A 19,841-nucleotide genomic window follows, 5' to 3' on the forward strand; every position below is an offset into this window, starting at 1 on the left:
GTTTGGGCCGTGTCTCAGTCCCAATGTGGCCGTCCGCCCTCTCAGGCCGGCTACCGATCGTCGCTTTGGTGGGCCTCTACCCCGCCAACTGGCTAATCGGACGCGGGTCCATCCCATACCACCGGAGCTTTTCACACTGTATCATGCGATACCGTGCGCTTATGCGGTATTAGCAGCCGTTTCCGGCTGGTATCCCCCGGTATGGGGCAGGTTGCCCACGCGTTACTCACCCGTCCGCCACTAACTTAACATTCACTAGGTTTCCTGTTAAGCCCGTTCGACTTGCATGTGTTAGGCACGCCGCCAGCGTTCATCCTGAGCCAGGATCAAACTCTCATGTTTTATCTCTCACTTCAAGTTCTTCCTGCCAGTTCCTTCTGGCTTCCAGTTTTGTTTTCTGGTTTACTGTTTTTTGGTTGAGTTCTTTGTTCTTCTCTGAAATTCCTCTCCCTCTGCTTCGCTTTCCTCTAAGCCTCCTCTCCCCAGGACTTCCCGGGTTGGTTCCGCTTTGATTCCCGCTCCGCTTTGGTCGCTTCAGGCTGAGTCTCCTCTGCCTTTTTCGTGGAATTTTCAGGGTCGCATTACTGTTTATTTGTCAAGGTTCATCTCTGACATTCAGGAGTTTTCCTCCTTCCTGTCTCACCGTTGTCGTCATCGGCAACTTTGATAGGATATCATATGTTTTCCGACTTGTCAACAACTTTTTTAGAATTTTTTCCACCACTTTTTTGCAGTGGGAATTTCATAATACCATATGACATTGATACTTGTCAACACTTTTTTCCTCTGCTTTTTAACCAGCATGTCCTGCTGCTTTATGTCTTCACAGCTTTTCTGCCTCGGGCAAAAAAACAGAAGCATTCAATCTGCTCGACGCTTCTGCACTGTTTGACATTGGCAAAGGAAACGGAGAAAGAGGGATTTGAACCCTCGCGCCGGTCACCCGACCTACACCCTTAGCAGGGGCGCCTCTTCGGCCTCTTGAGTATTTCTCCTTAATCCGAATGCATCTCTGCCAATATACTTTGTTTGTGTCAGCAATATCTCTGACGCAAAAGTTATTATACATAAATCAGCTGCACTTGTCAACTGCTTTTTTCATTTTATGAGGGAATAGTATAACCTGTCACATAATTGCTTTCTCTTTGCATATCTTTTTTATGATAAGATCAGCAGCGTAACCGCAGCCAATTCCACTCACCACCCCGAACAGAACATCTGTAGGATAGTGTACACCGAGATAGAGCCTTGATAATCCAATCAGTCCTGCAAGTACAAGTGCCAGAACTCCTTTCCACCCGCGCAGTCTTCTATATAACACCCACGCTGCCGCAAACGAACTTCCTGTATGCCCTGATGGAAAAGAAAAGTCTCCCGGCCTTTTTATCAGAGGCATCAGGCCCTCTATCATATCAAATGGTCGGATTCTACCCACTAGATTTTTAAGGATTATATTGTTGACTAAAAGGGAGAGCACCAATGCAAGCAACCCGGCACTGCCAGCTTTCCTGGTCTTTGGAATTGCCAACAATATCAATGATACGGCAATCCAAAATATTGCACCGTCTCCGAGCATTGTAACAGCCTCAACGACAGGTGTCAGAAATGGGCTTCTGACTGTTTCCTGAAGAAAAAGCAAAATATATGTGTCTATATTACTAATCCACTCTGGCATTTTATCGCTTACCCCTTCATCCACCGCTGTTGTCAGAAATGAGACACCGCATATTGCTGAACAGCAGTTTCATACAAATCATTCCCCTGTGCATCCATAACTACAATGACAGGAAAATCCTTCACTTCCATTTTTCTGATTGCTTCCGTACCCAGATCATCATAAGCGATAATTTCCGATGCGGTAATCGCCCGCGATAATAAAGCTCCGGCTCCTCCCACTGCGGCAAAGTAGACAGCTCCATTGCGTACAACAGCATCTTTTACTTCCTGATTTCGTCTGCCTTTTCCAATCATTCCCCTTAAGCCCATATCCAAAAGAACAGGTGTATATTTATCCATACGACTGGCTGTCGTCGGTCCGGCCGAACCAATCACTCTTCCGTCTCTGGCAGGAGAAGGTCCCATATAATAAATCACATTTCCCTTTACTTCCAGCGGCAACATTTCATTTCTCTCCAAAGCTTCACACATCCTTTTATGAGCCGCATCTCTGGCTGTATAAATCGTCCCTGTCAGATATATGTAATCTCCGGCATGCAGGGATGCTGCTGCCGCTTCCGTCAGAGGTACAGTAATATGTTTATTCATTTTTTATCCTCCCGTGCGCCTTCGCGCAACTGTTTCAGCATATTACAGCTCATACAGATTGTAATATGTTCTTTGAATCATCTCTTTGCGCTTACAGTATTTTAACAATATGACGATTCACATGACAGCAAATATTTACTGCTACCGGAAGTCCTGCAATATGGGTAGGATAAGTGTTAATATTCACAGCCAAAGCTGTAACATTCCCCCCCAGGCCTCCCGGCCCGATTCCGGAATCGTTAATTTTACTCAAAAGTTCTTCTTCCAGTTCCCGCACGTAAAGAATGTCTGAACGTTTATCCACAGGTCGAACCAATGCTTCTTTAGCCATCAACGCACACTTTTCGAAAGTCCCTCCAATCCCCACTCCCACAACCATAGGCGGACACGCGTTGGGACCGGCATCGTTCACTGCTGTCAGCACAGCTGTTTTGACTCCTTCTATCCCGTCTGCAGGTTTCAGCATAAATACACGGCTCATATTCTCACTGCCAAACCCTTTTGGCGCAATCGTAATTTTCACCTGTTCCCCCGGCACTATGGTGTAATGTATGACAGCCGGAGTATTATCATTCGTATTTTCTCTGAAAATCGGATCTCTGACTACAGACTTACGCAAAAATCCGTCTCTATATCCCTGACGCACTCCCTCATTGACAGCCGTCTCCAAAACACCACCTTGAAAATGTACATCCTGTCCCACATCCAGAAAAATAACGGCCATTCCTGTGTCCTGACATATAGGGATCATATCCTCACCCGCTATTTTTAAATTCTCCTGAAGTTGTTCCAATATCTGCCTGCCAAGCGGTGATTTCTCGCACTCGGTTGCCCTTTGCATGGCACACTTCATGTCTTCAGAGAGAAAGTGATTGGCTTCTATACACATTTCCCTTACAGCATGTGTTATTTCACTGACATCCAGCGTTCTCATTGCATTTCCGCTCCTCTACTCTACAATCTGCCTTCTAACAGCTTCCAGTTCTTCCTCTGCAGCACTTCCCGGAACCCAGTTAATCTTCTGTCCGTCATTCGAATACCTGGGAATCATATGCAGGTGAAAATGACAAACTGTCTGTCCCGCCGCCGCACCATTGTTTTGTACAAGGTTCAAGCCGGCACAATGAAGCTTTTCTGCCATTTTGACTGCCATTTTTTTTTGCCAGAATCATTATGGCCGAAGCTGACTCTTCCGGAAGTTCATAGAGATCATCCGCATGCTCCTTGGGCAGAATCAGTGCATGCCCCCTGTCAATTGGTCCCAAGTCCAGTATGATACGAAACTTCTCGTCTTCGTATAAAGTCTTAGACGGAACTTCCCCGTTGGCAATTTTACAGAAAATGCAGTTCTCCTTCTTCATAAGTGCTCCCTCCGAATGTTATTTTTCTTCAAATACAAACACCTGATCCAGGGTTCTCAAAATCTTAAAGTCCCCTTTGGTTTTCATAATCCCCGACATAAATGCCCTCTGAAATGTCATTCTCCCGCTTACAATGTCTTCCATGGCGTTCTTCTCCAGCTGCATTTCCACATCCGGCTGTCTGGCACTTCCATAAGTGCACTCCAACTTTGTCCCATCAATTGTAAGGATCAGTCTACGCTTTCTTTCTCCTATACCGATGGAATACTCTGCCCGAAATCCCGGCTGCGGCTTAAACGCCTTTCTGAAAGAGGTGAGATATTCTTCCACATTATTATCCATGTCTTCTTCACTGAGCATATCGCGAAATAAACTGGTCAGCTCCTGAATATCCTGTTTCTGTCTCTGCACATAACTGTCGTCAGAGACATACTGAGACAACTGTTCTGTCTCCTGCGGAGTCAGATTATTATCATTCGGCACCGCAATTTTCTGTTTTACCGCCTGATTGCTGGCAGGAAAGCAGGCAAGATGCTGATTAATGGAACGATACATATCCTCCGCTTTTTTCTCAATAATCCGGATGTATTGTTCATTCATTTCCAGCATTACCGTATTTTCAATATATCCGCATATTCCGCTGCAGGGCAACCCCCCGAGAATTTCCCAGGCTGTTGATAAATTCAGCTTTGCTTCCCGCTCCCCATATGTTGTGGACATAACCACGGGACACATATATATTTCCGCAATTTTCTCTTTATCTCCAAACAGCCAGCAGGCGTCCAGAAATTGCTGCATATATCCCCCGATTCCATACCATTCTACTGTAGTGGCAAGAATGATTCCATCGGCATCCTTCAATGTCTGCGGAAGAGTAGGTATGGTATTCTTACATTCATATAAAGTATAACGAGTGACATTGACTCTGAGCTCCTCTAAAATTTCCTGCATTTTACCAATGACAAATAATGTTGGATCATCAATAATACCTCTGCCGCCATAATAAATATTAATATTCAAAGCCACACCTCTCAATCATTTATTTGCTGAATCATACCTGTACCCCAGGCTTACCTGCTTACCGGAATTCACCCTTCCTTCTTCGCTGAAAAAAACACATAATACCTGCTGTCGCAAATCCTGTGAGCAGACCCCCCACATGTGCGGCATTGTCAATATTCTGTCCTGTAAATCCCGTATATAGAGAATAAAGAATCATCAACAGCACTCTGGGCAACGTTACATTTTCCATTTGTCTGCCCGAAAAGAATACCATGGCAAGCAATACTCCGTCCAATCCGAATATTGCACCGCTGGCACCCACAGAACCTGAAGGGTCATTGTTTACAGCTTTTACCCAGAGAGATAAAATGTTTCCACCGATTCCGGAAAGAAAGTATAATATCCCATATCTGACATGCCCCACCTCCTTTTCAAGCATTGCTCCAAGAAAAAACAAAATGAGCATATTGTTGAAAAGATGGTTTATTCCGCTGTGAAGAAACATGGCCCACAGAATTCTGCCATATTCTTTTTCAATCACCACATGGTACGTGTCCAATATACCTATATTATATAATATTTCGCCGGAAAAATTACAAAGAAGAAAAACCAGCACATTCACAGCGACCAATACAGTACTGACAACAGGCTGGGACTTTATCTGTCTCAAAAACGCCGTCCTCCTCTGGTGAATTTCTATAACATGCATTCAATTTTAACACAGTTTTTAATTCTTTTCAATCAATACTGGTCCCTTTTATTTCTCAGGATAATTCCCGGTCCTGCAGTGGAATTTATCATCGTTCCTGTTTATCTGAAAATCAAGACAACATTGCCGAACCTTATCTCATCCCCCTCATCCAGCCTCTGCTTTTCGTATGGGTGAAGCCGTATACTATTTCTGAATGTTCCGTTGGTGGAATTTAAATCTTCCAGATATACAGTTCCGCACTCATTGGTTACACGGGCATGAATTCTGCTGACCGAAGAATCTTGCAGCGCCAGATCTACCTCGCCTTTTTTCTTTCCTACAGACAACATCGGTACCTCCAGACTTCCAAGCAGCTTTCCTTCCGGTGTGCACAGCCTGTGAATTCGATCTACCACATCCACATCTTCTTCGACATACACTGTCTGTCCATATGTCTCATCTGTGTATGGGGTTTCCTCTGCCACTGCATAGCCTGTCATAGCCCGCTGCATTGACCTTTGATAGTCTTCTCTCAGCTTTTTGTCTTTTTTCTTCTTTCCTCCCAAAAGTCCCCATATTCCCTTTTTCTCTCCTGTTACTGTTTTATGAATTACATCTTCGGTCTGAATATCATGTGTGTCCATCTCCCCGGAAGTTCCGTCCCTTTCCGTCTGTATTCCTCCTGTAACAGAATCCGTCAGACCGGTAAATCCCACATCTTCTTTCCTGTTCTCCAGACACTCTGCATCTTCAAAAATCCTGGCCTGCAGATATACCTCACCATTGCGCTCTATCTTCTCGTACATGCGATAGACACATTCCACAAGCTCTTCGTCGCTGTAATCAATATGTTCCACCCAGAATTCCACAAGTTTTATAAAGCTGGGTTCTCCTCTGTAATAGGGCACATAAACAAAAGAAAAAATATTGCTCTCCAGATCCTGGAATATCTGCTCCGGATACCAGAGAATATTACGAATATCAAGGAGAAAACGCTGCAGCTCCTGCTGTATCCGTTTCAGACTCCACACGAAATCTGTCAGCCACTCTCTGGTAATACAGCGATTACTATACAAATGAGATATGTTCTGTCTGGAAGTAATATCATAATAAAGGTATGCAGAGCCATCAATATATCTCAGACTGCAGGGAAGTAATCCTCCGATTTCTCCTCTTCCCAAAATACAGTACTGGTATAGTTTTCCATTCGGTTTTTCCTCCAGTAAAATTCTTTCGTAATTACAATTTACATTTCTTACATATTCCATATGCAGCATTTTATTCATCTCCTTCTCCTTCATCCTCTCCCTTCAGAAACCTGTGGCACAGGCGGACAAAAGTCACTGGCGACATACGATTATAGCTATAATCTGCGTGTGTGTCCCATACATTTCTTCTGCTCCAGAAGTTCCATCCCGGCAGTGGAAATGTCAATTGTCCTGCGCCTTTCACGGAAAAGCAATTTCTTTCCAGAGAAGCATCCAGCACTGTAATCTTCCAGGCTGCATACTTATCTCTGTACATAGCCGCCATTCTCTGTCGCGTCAGCTCCTCCATGGACACTCCGGAAGAAGTCTCCACACGGCTTCCCCAGAGTGCCATTGCCCCCAAATCCTGTTCCAACAGACATCTGTCATATTGAAATATCAGCATATAAACGATTAATAAAATTACACTGATTACTATGGGAAACACCAATGCGGCTTCCACTGTAAGATAAGCATTCTCCTTTTTCATCTGTCTCTCCTTCTCATATTCAGTCTATTGGCTCACCGCTTCTCTGTACACAGCTCAAAAGCAGCTTATATACTCACGGATGCAGCAACAATCAGCCATGCTCCTGTCAGAAAAGGGAAATACGGAATTCCGGTATTGCGTCCCGCTTTTCGTGTAACCAGTACAGTCAGCGAGAATATGGAAATCAGAAATAGACTGAGTCCAAAAAGCAGTATACTCCTTCCTCCTCCCAGTACCGTTCCCAGACACAGTAAGGCAATTCCATCTCCATATCCTGCTTTTTTAGTCACAAAAGCAACAATCAAAAGCCCTGTCCCCGGAAGCATCCCCTGCAGGACATCCGCAAATTCCTTTCCACCTGCCATGCATTGTAAAAGTACAGTTGCCGCCGAAAAAATACCCCCTGCCAAAAGCAGCCATATCGGCACCCTGCGTTTTCGTATATCCATCACACTTCCTGTCAAAAGCCATGCCGTTATCGGCAAAATCACCCACATAAAATCCCCCGATTCAGTCTTATTCTTTGTCTGTTGAAATCATTATTTCAGTTCTTTCCACTCCGCATCAAGTTTTTTTAACGTCTGAAGTCCAGTTCAATATAAAACCATTCAGCATTCCAAAAGTCATTCAATGTCCACAGCGGCTACAGGCACGATATCCTTCTTCCACCGCCTCCTCAATGCTGATCGAATATATTGTACGTTTCAAACCGGAACATTCTCTGTCATAATGATATCGATTTCCTTCAGATGTAATATAGTAAAACGATGGCGAATTCCCTTTTGCACATCTGGCACAGGGATGATATTTTCCTCCATATTGGTTTCTGGCATCATCCACTCCGGATGCAGAGATCTGGCTGACTGAAAGCTGTAAATGTGTACAGCCTTTTGTCAGATGATATACGGTACCACTGGCTGTAATATATACAATCTGTGTATTTTCCTCTTCTCCTGACAGTCCATATCCGTTCCAGATATGGGCATAATATCTATTTGCCATTCTGAAAGGTGAAATTCCAATTATCCTGCTCCAGGGAGACACCGAATAGGTGACAACAATATCAATTTCATCTCCAGAGCCAAATATCTCGCTTTCCCAAAACTGTAAACCTCCGGCTCCATTTGTCAGAGGAGAATGATTCAGGTATTCTTCTCCTGCAGATTTTATCATCTGCGCCTTCACATAGGAAGACGCAAACGCCGCTCCCGCAAGCTCCTTCCACCAGTCTTCTTCTCCGGAGTCATCTTCCGGCATTTCTCCGCTGCTCACCGCATATCCATACACAGACAGCTTGCTTCCAGTCTCCCATAAAGCCAGCTGTAAATTGCCATGCAACCGTATCATCTCTAATGCGCATCCCAGATTCAAGAAGAAAAACAGAAACAACGGAAGCAAAATGGAAGCCTCTACTGTCATACTTGCATTTGTTTTTTCGGAAGGAGAGGTAAACAGGGATATCCTCTCCATAAAACGGCTGACAATGGACGAACGTTTTCCGCTATCGTCCACAGCTGACGCAGAATTCCGGGCAGAATCCCGCATATGATTCTTTCTTTGACAGGTCGGAGAAGGATTTTGATTTATAGTTGACAGTTTCCAGTTCTTTTTACCGTTCCATGAAGAGGACATCTCTGTTCACCTCGCTCTCGTCAATAATAACCAGCCATTCTGGTTATTTCATATTGATGTCCGTGGGCACTGCCGATTCGAATGCGCGCCTCCAAAGATTCATAGCATCCATCCAGTCTGAACCCTGAATTGCCGGGCGTATTTCTGATATCTGCTTCTACCATGTTCATGGCTCGTGCAGTGAGAGTATCCACATTGGTCATCATCATAAAAATTCTCAGATAATCCGCATAGCTCACCCCTTCCCCATCCCGGGATGTTTCCTTCAGATTTCCTCCCAGCGCCGAAGAAAGACTATAATGCCAGCTTTTGTCATCTTTGACAAGGGGAATTCTCCCTCCTGCCAGAAGTGACTTGACATCATATATACTCTCCGCATAAGCCCAGGCCAGAAGAATTGCCGCCTCCAGAAGTGCTGTCAGCTGCGGCAGTGTAATCAGTGTGCAGACGGCACCGGCTATAGCCGCTATCTCTGCCCGCTTTACTTCATTGGACCAGAGATAAAGGGCATTTGCCGCCTCTCTGATCATACACAGCCTGTTAACTATACTTTTCAGATTATCCACATCATTTTCCTTACCTGCAATCAAATACTCAATCTGGTAACGCAGAGCGTCTTCCTCATACTCAGTCCCATAATGCCCCATATACCGCAACAGATATTCCTGGAACAGAAATCTCTCAACAACGCCTGTCTGCACTTCCGTTTTTATATTACCTTGATTAATCTGTCCCTTCTCCATCCGGTTCATGATCAGATTGTCAGTATGTATAGCATTTGAAGACACCGTTCCTTCATCTTCTATCACCAGTTTCAGAATTCCCAGCCTCTTTTGTGCTTCCAGAGTGTCTGTCGGGTTTTTAACCTCCAGTGTCTCCCATTCATCTTCTTCAATCTCAATTTCCATACCGTCGTATTCTGCGATTTCTGCATCCAGCCTCTGTTTTTCCGCTTCATTATCCCCGTCCTCAAGCCCGTTTACCTCCATCGTCTCCATCCAATCCTGCAATTCTCCCAACAGCTCCAGTCCCACATCCGCTTTTATGGCATCTATCGCACACCTGCGAAATATACCGCCGTCATAATCCGACAATATGGATATCTTTGTCAATTCTGTCTCTTCCAGACCTAAAGCAAGAAAGTCTCCATACAGGTATCCGGAAAGGAAGACATCTCCATAATCCAGATTTTTCTTCAGATATTTCCTCAAATGTGCTTCTGTGTTGGTCTTGCTGCACAAAGCAGTGCCATAGGATGCGTCAATTGCAAATAAGTTATATTGTTTCATCAATTCACGATGATACTCTGCCAGAATGCTCTGCAGACCAATATCTGTAACACATTCCACCTCCAGTCTGGCCCCGTTTTGGCGTGCTCCATTGAGCAGCACCAAAAACAGAGACATAATGACGGCCAGACATAAAGTGATACACACTGTCAAATACGCATTGTTTTTCCCTTTTTTCATTTCTTCTCCCGACCGCTCTTCAATTCGTATTTTTGCCCTACACGGTTTCTGTCTGTGTTGTAATCTTTTCAAATAATTTTTCTACAATCTCTGTAATCTGGTCTTTGAAAATGATTACCAATCCGACCAGCACTACAATAATCAAAATGACTTCCACGGTTCCCATCCCATCTTCCTCCGTAAAAAATTCTCTCATACCTTTTAATTCTTTCATTTTTCCTCTCTTTCTGCTGCTCTCAACAGCCCTGAACTAAATTCCTTTCACTGCAGCAGACAAACGAATCACATTTATTCTCATCTGCCGCAGTAAATTCATTCCCTGTGTAACAATTCAGGCAAACCACCGGGTTATCACTTTTCTGCGATCATTCATCCAGCTCCCTGAGATGTTACAATTGCCTTTACATATTTGAAAGTGCAGGAATCATAATCATTGCCATTACTACCGCCAGCATAAGAACCATTGGCACCAGAAGCTTCGTTCCCGCCTCTTCCCCCAGTTTTTTGCTCTGCTGCAGACGTTCCTCCGCAGCTTTATCCGCTTCCTCACGTAATCTTTCCAGCAATGTACTGTTTCCTTTTTTCAGATTCTGTGCAAGTAATGTGCTCAGACGAATATACTCCTGTAATTCCGTCCTCTTTCCGAAATGTTCGTAGGATGCCCCTTCAGACACACCTGAACGCAGTTCTCGACATGTGTACAACACTTCTTCATAGGCAGAAATCTGACTGCCGCCTTTCCGGCAATCTGCCTCATAATCTCCGGCCAACTTTTGAAATGCACCTCTGATTGTCATCCCCGCACCGACAAATAGCGCCAGTTTATGTACAATTGCGGGATATTCCCGTTTCAGACTTTTTTTCCTTTTTTCAAGCTGTTGATGCAGATCCCTGTCTGAAAGCAGAAATATTGTAAAAGCTGTCACTACGGAGACACCCCATAACAATATACTGTTATCTTCCACACTCTGGCTCCAGCGAATCCCCTCCCCATGCCATTCTGCAGGCAGTCTCCACGTTTCCTGTTCCATGCTCTCCTCCTGCGAGCGCTGCAGCATCTCTTCCATCTCCTGATAAAGCTGTTCCTCTTCCGAAATATCCGGTGGCAGCAGAGTCACTTTTATCTCTTCCGTCAGGTTATACTTGCCATAGCGCATCTGCAGGCCGAGTATTACTTCCTCTCTTTTTTCCACCGTATACAGTTGACCCGTACTGCTCAAAGTTCCCGGTTTACTGCTCTCCCACTGAACATCTATGGGAAAATTCTCATAATTTTTTGTCAGCTTTAAATCACAGACAACTTTATCCAGGCTTTCATTGTCTCCCAGGATACAGCCAGGCAGCTTGTCCAGAAAATCTGCAAAAAGTGCATCCACCTCCGCACCCGATAATAATATAGGTTCTACATCCACCTGAAAGTGCATCTGCTGCTGTCCATACTCTGCTTTCAAGTCAATTTTTCTGGCGCCTTCTCTGTAATTTCCCCGCATGAGTTCCCCGTTCGCATCCAGAATAACTGCTCCCTGGGAACTGAATCTGGCCGCTGCACCAAAAAGTGCTCCCACAAAAATAATCGCCAGAAATACAGCAGTCTTTTTTACATAATATTCCGTCTTTACACATTCCCCTGCTTCACCCGGATGAAGTCTAAGCAGATCTTTTTCCACTTGCACTGAAGCAAATATCCCGGTAAACCGAGAACTGATTTTCTTATAAAGGTACATGGAAACTTTATAAAATGGCTTTAAAAGTGACGGAGTTTCCGGAGTCGCCTCCTGTCTTCTTGCCAGAAGCAGCAGCACAAGAAACCCTGCCAGGATGAATATCATAATCCAATACAAGCCGATCACCCCCTCACGCCATTTCAGCCATAATGCCTTTCATAATATATTCACCCATCAGATATGCTCCCAGGTACAATATAAGACAGCCTGTCATAATGCCTATGCCCATAAGATTATGGTACAATGAATCAAAATACCCCGGATTGCCCATATTAATATAAAAAAGAATTCCAAACGGCATTACCTTCATAATGGTAAGCTCCATCTTCTTACTGCCCAGGAGCATCTGTACCTCCTGCCGCAGTTCAATCTGCTTTCCAATCTGACCGGCAGAACTCCTGATAATTTCTGACATATTACCGCCGTTTCTCTTTGCCAGAGAAAATATCTGGGCAAACTGTGCAATGTCTTCACAATCACTTCGGTTCGCCATGTCCATAAGAAGTTCTTCCAATGAAATATTGATCTTCAGGCCTCTCCTGATAAAGTCCAGTTCATCGCAGATCAGCGCTGTTTCTCCATACATAAGTACCATGTCCTGTCTGCATTCTATAAAAGCATTTTCCACGGAATAACCTGCCTGCAGAGAGGCAGCCACTGACAGAATACATTCCCTGAACTGAATAGCCAGCTCTTCTCTTGCCCTCTCCGCCTTCTCCTTACCAAACTGGTAAAATGCGAGAATGCCCACTGCCGAAAGCGGAATCATTGCCCAAAGGCTGCGGTAAAAAAAATATGCGAGGATTCCTGTTATCCCGATACAAATTAAAATTGTCCGAAATTTCTCCCCTTTTTTCCAGAGATACTTATGATAGTCCCGCCGCTTTAAGTTTGTCTCCATGCTGCAATTCCCCCTTTCTCTTCAGTTTTCCGACAATAGTTCCCTTGTCATCCTCCCCCGTCTCTTCAAAAAGAAACAGGGGATTTAACATAATTTCGCTCTTCTCACATCCCACTACCTCCATAATCTCCAGAACCCGTCGGGATTTATCCCGTAATCTTCCCAGATGTACAATAAGATCCACGCCGGAGGCGATCTGCTGTCTGATGGCTGCCAAAGGGAGATCCATCCCCATCAGTACCATATTCTCCAACCTGGCCAGCATATCCCTGCCGCTGTTGGCATGGCCTGTGGACATACTGCCGTCATGGCCGGTATTCAGACATTGCAGCATATCAATAGCTTCCGCACCTCTCACTTCACCTACTACAATTCTGTCCGGCCGCATTCTCAGAGACGATCTGATCAGATCCCGAATAGTTATCTCATTACAGCCTTCCACATTGCTGTTGCGTGTCTCCAGTCGCACCAGATTCGGCAGCCCCTGCAGCTGCAGTTCAGCGCTGTCCTCAATGGTAATCACTCTTTCCTCAGAGGGAATATAGTGAGATAATACATTCAGGAAAGTCGTCTTCCCGCTTCCTGTACCACCACTGATAAAAATATTGTATCTGGCCTTTACCAGTTTTTCTAAAAAAGCTGCCACCTCTGCAGATATTGATTCCATCTGAATCAGCCGTTCCATAGTGATAGGTTTTTCCGGGAAGCGTCTGATGGTTACTATAGGTCCATTAAGCGCAATAGGGTTCATCACAATATTGACTCTGGATCCATTTGGAAGTCTGGCATCCACAATGGGAGAAGCTTCATTCACCACACGGTTGCAGCCTGCCACAATCTGCTGTATTACATCCTGCAGCTTTTCAGTAGACTCAAAGCCGATATCAAGCTCCCGCAGTTTCCCATTCTGCTCCACAAATATATGGTCTTTTCCGTTAATCATAATCTCTGTGACAGTACTGTCCTCCACAAATATCTGCAGAATGTCCAGCCTGCGCAATGAATCAAAGAGTTCTTTTTTCAGCCGTTTCCGTGTCTCCACCGGTAAAACCGTCATATTATTTTCGCCCAGCAGTACTTCATCTATAGTATCTTCCACTTCATCATCGGAAAAGTCCTTGACAAAGTCCATTCTCTCCTGCACCTTGCTGCGCAGCTCTTTCTTTAATTCTGTATACTCCATATTCGTGCTCCATTTCTCTTTCATAATTCCGCTTCATTATTGTCCGCATCCAGCTCTTTCAATAAATCTTTCACCAGATCTGCCAGCTCTCCCTTTGTCAGCAGTTCCAGTTCTTCCGGCAGCCTGTGAATACGAGGCAGAGTCAGCCGCTTTGTTTTATCCAATATATCTTCATACTCATGCAAAGCCAACACCTGTTCATATTGAAGCAGCTTTGCCCTGGCTATTCTATCTTCCTTTGTCAATGTATAAACTCTGCTGCACATCCGCAGAATGTCAAAAAGTCCCTGCATACTTTCACTTAAATCCAGAATGACATATTCATACTCCTCCAGTTCTTCAATTTTCCTCAGAAAATCTATCCATTCCTCTGAAGTGACAGTCAGCAGATTCTGCCCTGTCTTCATGGGCGGAATATAATCCAACCCGCCCTTATGTCGCAGCATAGTACGCATACGCATGCGAAATTTTTCCTTATCTGCATTCAGAAAATAAAGCAAATCCGCCATATCGAAAGTCTGCATATCGGGCACAAGTTCCGCAATCCCAGCATAATGTTCAAAATTCAGATAAAGTGTAGAATGCTCTTCCGCCAGAATCTGGCTCATTGTAATTGCAAAGGAAGTCTGCATACACCTTCGAACCGGAGAATAATTTCCGATAAATATGGTCTTTCGATTCGTGCATAGCCTGGGCATCTGTACTTCCGCCACTTCCATATACACACCCAGCAGCTGTTTCAATACCTCTTCAGCAGCCTGGTATTTGTCCACATAAATCACATTCTCCCATTGCATAATCCCGCTTTCGCTTAAGATTACCAGCTGTTTCGGATGAAGTGTCTGTATCTCCCCGTTATACACCGATTCCGCTATTACCAGCATTTCTATCTCGGTTTTTTCCTCCCGGATCAGGTCCTGCACGTTGGTATATGTATGCAGTTCCCAGGGAAGGTTCCTGCACTTCTTCAGAAATTCCATCATGGCCTGCGCATACTCTGCTTCCGTGTCGCAAAACACCATTGTCTTATCTGTTTTCTTTTTCAATAAACACCTCCCAGATATAACAATATACTGATGAATACAGGTCCCGCCAGACATATACCGGATGTTCGGTCATTCTCCTTTTGGGAATAAAGTCGCCACTGGCCGTTCTTCAACAGCTCTCTGAAATATCCTGACAGATACCTTATCCGCCGGCCAAAACTATTCTCTTTCCACATTTTAACCAGAGAAATGATTGCCGCAATGAGCAAAGAAAAAAACAGAAATAACAGAATTTTTTTGAATGGCAGATATCCCGCCGTTACCCCAAATAATTTCACATCACCCGCGCCCAGGCATCCGATTTTGAAGAGCAGATACAGCAATGCCACAGCCATCACTGCCCCTCCCAGCCAGAGGATAATTCCCACTGCTCCCTCGTCCCACATACGGCCTATCAATCCCTGAACAGCCATCAGTGCTGTCAGGCTGTTCGGAATTCTGTGCTCCCGATAGTCGCAGACGCAGGCTATGAGCAAAAATACACACAAAGACGTCAAAAAATCATCTCCTTTATTCTTTTTTACAATACGTGAACTCCGGGCGAAACTGCCCAAAAGATAAAATGAATCATTGAATCAATCTGAATCAGTTGATTTGTGATGTTGTAAATGCATTATAGCGAATGATCTGCCTCATTTCAAGAGGGTACAGCCAAAAAACTATTTTTTGTAAAATTTCTACAAAAACCTGTAAACCCCGATGCCATAAAGTGCCAGAAGCCCTGGAAAACCCAGGATTCCGGATGTCAAAACAGTAAACATATTAATCCCTACTCCCAGAGAAATTCCTGCTTTCTCCAGTGCTGAATTGATAAAATACATGGCAATTATCCCCAGAATACTCCGCATACATATGTTAATAAGCTTTTCCATCCCTGTTCTCCTGCTGTCCTGTATTTCCATTTTGGTAGTTGTTCTCTTCCCTATCATTCTATGTCCGAGATTTCCAAATATACTAAAAATTTTACCGTTCAGAGTGCATTATTCTGTATGTTAAATTCCTGCTTAATTCACAAAGCCCGGGACTCCTGCAAGGACTTACAGGGGCCTGACGCTAATATCCAGGACTCCTGCAAGGGGCGGGGTGAAAGCAGGGGGACGGCAGATTATACTGGCATGGAGCAGGTACAGACTAAGCTTTCTGTTCTCGCGTATTTTGCAAAGTTCCAGTCCTCTTCGGCATAAGCCGATCTGTGCTATCACTCCACGAACCCCTTCTCTGACATCCCTTTGCTTCAGTGTAAGGTCCCTCGTTCGTCCCTGCAGCACCCCGCCCTTGTGAATTAAACGCAAAGTGCATCCTTCCCACCGAATAAGAATCCTGCTTTGCAGGATTCTGCGCCGCAAACGCGTCGCTTTCAAGCGACAATTTCCTCTGCGTTTGCGTGTGCATCCCTGCAGAGCATTTTTGTATCATAGGGAAGTTCGGAGGACTTTCCTATGATATAAAAAAGAAAGAGGAGTCACGACTCCTCTTTCCCGAAAGTAACCTTACTGTAATATTCCAGAATGCAGCTGCGCATCAGTCCCAGCGCGGCAGATACCGCCGAATCCCGGACCTTGTCTCTGCTTCCGGAAAACAGATGCTTTTTCACTGTCGTCCGACCCTTTACGCAGCATGCAATATAGACCAGGCCTACCGGCTTGTCTTCCGTACCCCCGTCTGGTCCGGCGATACCGGTAATCGCCACCGCCACGTCTGCCTTGCTTATGGAAGCAGCACCTTTCGCCATCTCTTCCGCCGTCCGCTCGCTCACGGCGCCATGCTTCTGCAGCGTACTTTTCTTTACGCCCAGCAGCTTCCTTTTTGCCTTATTTGAATATGTAATCACACCTGATTTATACACCTCGGAAATGCCGGGAACATTGATCAGCCTGGCGGAAAGCAGTCCTCCGGTGCAGGATTCCGCACAGGTAATGGTCAGGCCGTTTGCTATGGCCAGATCAGCCACTGCTTTTTCCAGCGTTGTCTCTTCCTCTGTGCTGTAAATGTGGCTGCCAAATCGATTCTTCAGCTCCTTTACCACCGGCTTAATCAGCTTCTGTGCCGCCTTTTTATCCTCGGCATTGGCGGTGACACGAATATGTACCTCGCCTGTCTTCGCGTAGGTGGCAATGGTTGGATTGTCCTGTACATCAATCAGGTCCTTTACCATGGTCTCCGCCCTGCTTTCACCCACACCGCAGATTTTCACGGTTCTGGAACAGATCACCTGGGATGTGAGTCCCGCCAGATAAGGTGCCACGCTCTCCTCAAACATGGGCCGCAGTTCGTTGGGAGGTCCCGGAAGCAGTATCACGCTTCCCCGCTCTGTCTCCATAATCACCCCGGGCGCCGTACCATTATGATTTTCCAACACAATACATCCCTCCGGCAGCATGGCCTGCTTCCAGTTATTGTCGGTAGGCTCCATACCTCTGTCGGCAAAATATTTCCTGATGGCTTCCCTGCTGGGCTCGTGCAGCTGTAATGGCTTCCCACAGACTTTCGCCGCCGTCTCCTTGGTCAGGTCATCCTCCGTAGGCCCCAGCCCGCCGGAAAGAATGACAATATCCGCTCGCCCCAGTGCCATCTCCAGCACCTGGGTCAGCCGCTCTTCATTGTCTCCCACCACAGTCTGAAAATAACAGGAAAATCCCAGTCCCGCACACTTTTCCGACAGGTATGCAGCATTGGTATTTACAATGCTTCCCAGCAAAAGCTCTGTTCCCACACAAATCAGTTCAACTTTCATAATCTCCCTCGTTTCTCTGCATTCCGCCGTCATCCCATATCTGATTCTGCCCGGCTTCATTACCTGCTCACTCCTCAGCCGAAAACATCTGAATTTTACAGTATACAACCCGTACACCTGGCTGTCCTGCCACACATGATACCGGCAAATGCCACCTGTTTACAGCTACTTCTGTTCCTTCATGACATCTTTATTTTTGATCAGGTAATCAATCAGAGATACCACGGTCAGTATCAATGCAATCCACATGACAATATCTGTCACAAGCTGCAGCTGCGGTATATTTGCAATCATCATACACACCATCACCATCTGAAAAACTGTCTTGAATTTTCCCCAATAACTGGCTGCTATTACCACACGGTTGTCCGCCGCTACCAGTCGAAATCCGCTGATAATGAATTCCCGGCTGATAATGATAATCACCACCCAGGCTGAGATGCGTCCCAGGTCCACCAGCGCCACCAGCGCTGCGCTGACCAGGAGCTTATCGGCCAGCGGATCCATAAACTTGCCGAAATTTGTCACCAGATTATACTTCCTGGCAATTTTTCCATCAATCAGATCCGTGAGACTGGCCGCAATGAAAATTGCCAGCGCAATGTAATCCACATACTCCTGAATACCTCCGAAGATGGCTTTATACCATCCCCACTCACTTCCTTCCCCCAGAAGTATCAAAATAAACGGCACAATCAAAATAATGCGAAATATGGTCAGCTTATTCGGCAAATTCATTTTTTTCACGAATTATCCTCCCTGTTCTCTGCAAGCTCGCCAATCAAATCGTATTCACGGGACCCCGTCACAAGCACCTTCACGAAATTCCCCGTCTCCAGATTCCGTCCGGTATTTACGAACAGATAGCCGTCCACATTGGGGGCATCCCTGTAAGTCCTGGCCACGTACACCTCTTCGTCCGCAATCTTTCCCTCTATCATGGCGGTAAGTTCGCGCCCGATCATCTCCTCCGCCTTATCACAGACCACCGCCTGCTGAAGTTCCATCAGTTCATCCCGTCTGCTTTCCTTTATCTCCTGCGCAATGTGGTCCGGCAGCAAGTCCGCCGCCGTATCCTCTTCCCGGGAATAGGGAAATACGCCCAGACGGTCAAATTCCATTTCATTGACAAAACGATAAAGCTCCTCAAAATCTTCCTGTGTCTCTCCGGGAAAGCCGCTGATCAGGGTTGTCCGCAGACAGATATCCGGTATTCTCTCCCGCAGTCTCCCTATCTGCTTCCTCAGCTCCTCCTGGGTGGTACGTCTGCCCATGCGCTTCAGCACCCGGTCTGACGCGTGCTGAACAGGTATGTCCAGATAATGACATACCTTCGGCTCTCCGGCAATGGTTTCAATCAGCTCTTCCGTAATCTCCTCCGGATAACAGTACAGTATCCGAATCCACTTCAGACTCTGAATCCGTGCAAGCCTGTGCAAAAGCTCAGGCAGGCACTTTTTCCCGTATAAATCCGCACCGTACAGCGTTGTCTCCTGGGCCACCAGAATCAGCTCTCTGACGCCATCCTCCGCAAGTTTTTCGGCCTGCGCCTCCAGCACCTCCATTGGAATGCTTCTGTAACTTCCCCGCACTTTGGGAATAATACAATAGGTGCAGTGTTTATCACAGCCTTCGGCAATCTTCAGAAAAGCATAGTGCCCTCCTGTGGTCACTATCCTTTCTCTGCAGACTGCAGGCGGTGCATTTAAATCCCGGTAGTAGCTCCCGCCTCTGCCTTCCAGGGCCGCTTCCACAGCCGCTGCAATGTCCTCCAGTGCCATAGTTCCCACAAGAGCGTCCACCTCCGGAATTTCTTTCCGTATTTCCTCCTGGTATCGCTGAGACAGGCATCCCGCTGCAATCAGAGCCTTCAGCCTGCCCGCCTTCCGCAGTTCAGCCATTTCCAGCAGTGTCTGAATGCTTTCTTCTTTTGCATCACCAATAAAACAGCAGGTATTGACGATTACAATGTCAGCCTGCTCTTCATCATCCGTAAAAGTATACCCTTTCTTCCGCAGAAGTCCGAGCATCATTTCCGTATCAGCCAGATTTTTGTCACAGCCCAGAGACACAAATAAAATGTTCATGATACCGAA

At 45.7% G+C, this 19,841-nt stretch carries 20 protein-coding genes, 1 tRNA gene, 1 rRNA gene and 1 pseudogene; all 23 read right to left on the reverse strand.

The features are described 5' to 3' along the window. Nucleotides 1-342: ribosomal RNA gene (locus NSB25_RS21730) — 16S ribosomal RNA — on the reverse strand; the annotation flags it as partial. A gap of 565 nt (nt 343-907) precedes the next feature. Next, nucleotides 908-995, reverse strand: a tRNA-Ser gene (locus NSB25_RS21735). A 131-nt stretch (nt 996-1,126) separates the two neighbouring features. Further along, entirely contained in the window at nt 1,127-1,675 is a 549-nt protein-coding gene (locus tag NSB25_RS21740) for a phosphatase PAP2 family protein (RefSeq protein WP_103241296.1), read from the reverse strand. Nucleotides 1,676-1,707: 32 nt separating this feature from the next. Next, the gene (locus NSB25_RS21745; RefSeq protein ID WP_103241297.1) at nt 1,708-2,265 is read right to left on the reverse strand and encodes a Fe-S-containing hydro-lyase; all 558 of its coding nucleotides are present in this window, start codon (nt 2,263-2,265) and stop codon (nt 1,708-1,710) included. A gap of 91 nt (nt 2,266-2,356) precedes the next feature. Then, the gene (locus tag NSB25_RS21750; protein WP_103241298.1) at nt 2,357-3,199 is read right to left on the reverse strand and encodes a fumarate hydratase; all 843 of its coding nucleotides are present in this window, start codon (nt 3,197-3,199) and stop codon (nt 2,357-2,359) included. 15 nt (nt 3,200-3,214) lie between these two features. Beyond that, nucleotides 3,215-3,626, reverse strand: a pseudogene (locus NSB25_RS21755) (HIT family protein). An 18-nt stretch (nt 3,627-3,644) separates the two neighbouring features. Further along, nucleotides 3,645-4,646: an SCP2 sterol-binding domain-containing protein gene (locus NSB25_RS21760; protein ID WP_103241299.1), complete on the reverse strand. Its 1,002-nt coding sequence runs from the start codon at nt 4,644-4,646 to the stop codon at nt 3,645-3,647. Between the two features lie 58 nt (nt 4,647-4,704). Then, nucleotides 4,705-5,298, reverse strand: coding sequence for a rhomboid family intramembrane serine protease (locus NSB25_RS21765; protein WP_172455216.1), 594 nt, complete (start codon nt 5,296-5,298; stop codon nt 4,705-4,707). A 140-nt stretch (nt 5,299-5,438) separates the two neighbouring features. Next, the gene (locus NSB25_RS21770; RefSeq protein ID WP_172455217.1) at nt 5,439-6,605 is read right to left on the reverse strand and encodes a DUF6382 domain-containing protein; all 1,167 of its coding nucleotides are present in this window, start codon (nt 6,603-6,605) and stop codon (nt 5,439-5,441) included. Next, nucleotides 6,598-7,056 (reverse strand): TadE family protein, encoded by a 459-nt coding sequence (locus NSB25_RS21775; RefSeq protein WP_103241302.1) that lies wholly within the window; start codon nt 7,054-7,056, stop codon nt 6,598-6,600. The genes NSB25_RS21770 and NSB25_RS21775 overlap by 8 nt, the downstream gene beginning before the upstream one ends. 65 nt (nt 7,057-7,121) lie before the next feature. Continuing rightward, a complete protein-coding gene (locus NSB25_RS21780; protein ID WP_103241303.1) occupies nt 7,122-7,553 on the reverse strand; it encodes a prepilin peptidase in 432 nt (143 codons plus the stop codon). A gap of 130 nt (nt 7,554-7,683) precedes the next feature. Then, entirely contained in the window at nt 7,684-8,403 is a 720-nt protein-coding gene (locus NSB25_RS21785; RefSeq protein ID WP_146040132.1) for a hypothetical protein, read from the reverse strand. 305 nt (nt 8,404-8,708) lie between these two features. Further along, the gene (locus tag NSB25_RS21790) at nt 8,709-10,157 is read right to left on the reverse strand and encodes a DUF5702 domain-containing protein (protein ID WP_103241305.1); all 1,449 of its coding nucleotides are present in this window, start codon (nt 10,155-10,157) and stop codon (nt 8,709-8,711) included. 37 nt (nt 10,158-10,194) lie between these two features. Further along, nucleotides 10,195-10,371 (reverse strand): Flp1 family type IVb pilin, encoded by a 177-nt coding sequence (locus NSB25_RS21795; RefSeq protein ID WP_172455219.1) that lies wholly within the window; start codon nt 10,369-10,371, stop codon nt 10,195-10,197. Between the two features lie 187 nt (nt 10,372-10,558). Beyond that, entirely contained in the window at nt 10,559-11,998 is a 1,440-nt protein-coding gene (locus NSB25_RS21800; protein WP_146040133.1) for a type II secretion system F family protein, read from the reverse strand. 13 nt (nt 11,999-12,011) lie between these two features. Next, nucleotides 12,012-12,782: a type II secretion system F family protein gene (locus NSB25_RS21805; RefSeq protein WP_103241307.1), complete on the reverse strand. Its 771-nt coding sequence runs from the start codon at nt 12,780-12,782 to the stop codon at nt 12,012-12,014. Continuing rightward, a complete protein-coding gene (locus NSB25_RS21810) occupies nt 12,748-13,989 on the reverse strand; it encodes a CpaF family protein (protein ID WP_330406178.1) in 1,242 nt (413 codons plus the stop codon). Before NSB25_RS21810 ends, NSB25_RS21805 begins: the two co-directional genes overlap by 35 nt. Continuing rightward, nucleotides 13,986-15,011 carry a P-loop NTPase family protein gene (locus NSB25_RS21815; RefSeq protein ID WP_103241308.1) on the reverse strand — a complete coding sequence of 342 codons (1,026 nt, stop codon included), beginning with the start codon at nt 15,009-15,011 and terminating at the stop codon, nt 13,986-13,988. Before NSB25_RS21815 ends, NSB25_RS21810 begins: the two co-directional genes overlap by 4 nt. Continuing rightward, complete coding sequence (locus tag NSB25_RS21820) at nt 15,008-15,508, reverse strand: A24 family peptidase (RefSeq protein WP_172455220.1); 501 nt, start codon at nt 15,506-15,508, stop codon at nt 15,008-15,010. Before NSB25_RS21820 ends, NSB25_RS21815 begins: the two co-directional genes overlap by 4 nt. A 180-nt stretch (nt 15,509-15,688) precedes the next feature. Then, nucleotides 15,689-15,883 (reverse strand): pro-sigmaK processing inhibitor BofA family protein, encoded by a 195-nt coding sequence (locus NSB25_RS21825; protein ID WP_172455221.1) that lies wholly within the window; start codon nt 15,881-15,883, stop codon nt 15,689-15,691. 590 nt (nt 15,884-16,473) lie between these two features. Further along, complete coding sequence (locus NSB25_RS21830; protein WP_103241370.1) at nt 16,474-17,745, reverse strand: competence/damage-inducible protein A; 1,272 nt, start codon at nt 17,743-17,745, stop codon at nt 16,474-16,476. A 165-nt stretch (nt 17,746-17,910) separates the two neighbouring features. After that, complete coding sequence (pgsA, locus tag NSB25_RS21835; protein WP_103241371.1) at nt 17,911-18,483, reverse strand: CDP-diacylglycerol--glycerol-3-phosphate 3-phosphatidyltransferase; 573 nt, start codon at nt 18,481-18,483, stop codon at nt 17,911-17,913. Nucleotides 18,484-18,488: 5 nt separating this feature from the next. Beyond that, on the reverse strand, nt 18,489-19,832 hold the full coding sequence (gene rimO / locus NSB25_RS21840) for a 30S ribosomal protein S12 methylthiotransferase RimO (RefSeq protein WP_103241312.1): 1,344 nt from the start codon (nt 19,830-19,832) through the stop codon (nt 18,489-18,491). Between the last annotated feature and the right edge of the window lie 9 nt (nt 19,833-19,841).

This window comes from Acetatifactor muris (assembly GCF_024623325.1).
GTDB lineage: Bacteria > Bacillota > Clostridia > Lachnospirales > Lachnospiraceae > Acetatifactor > Acetatifactor muris.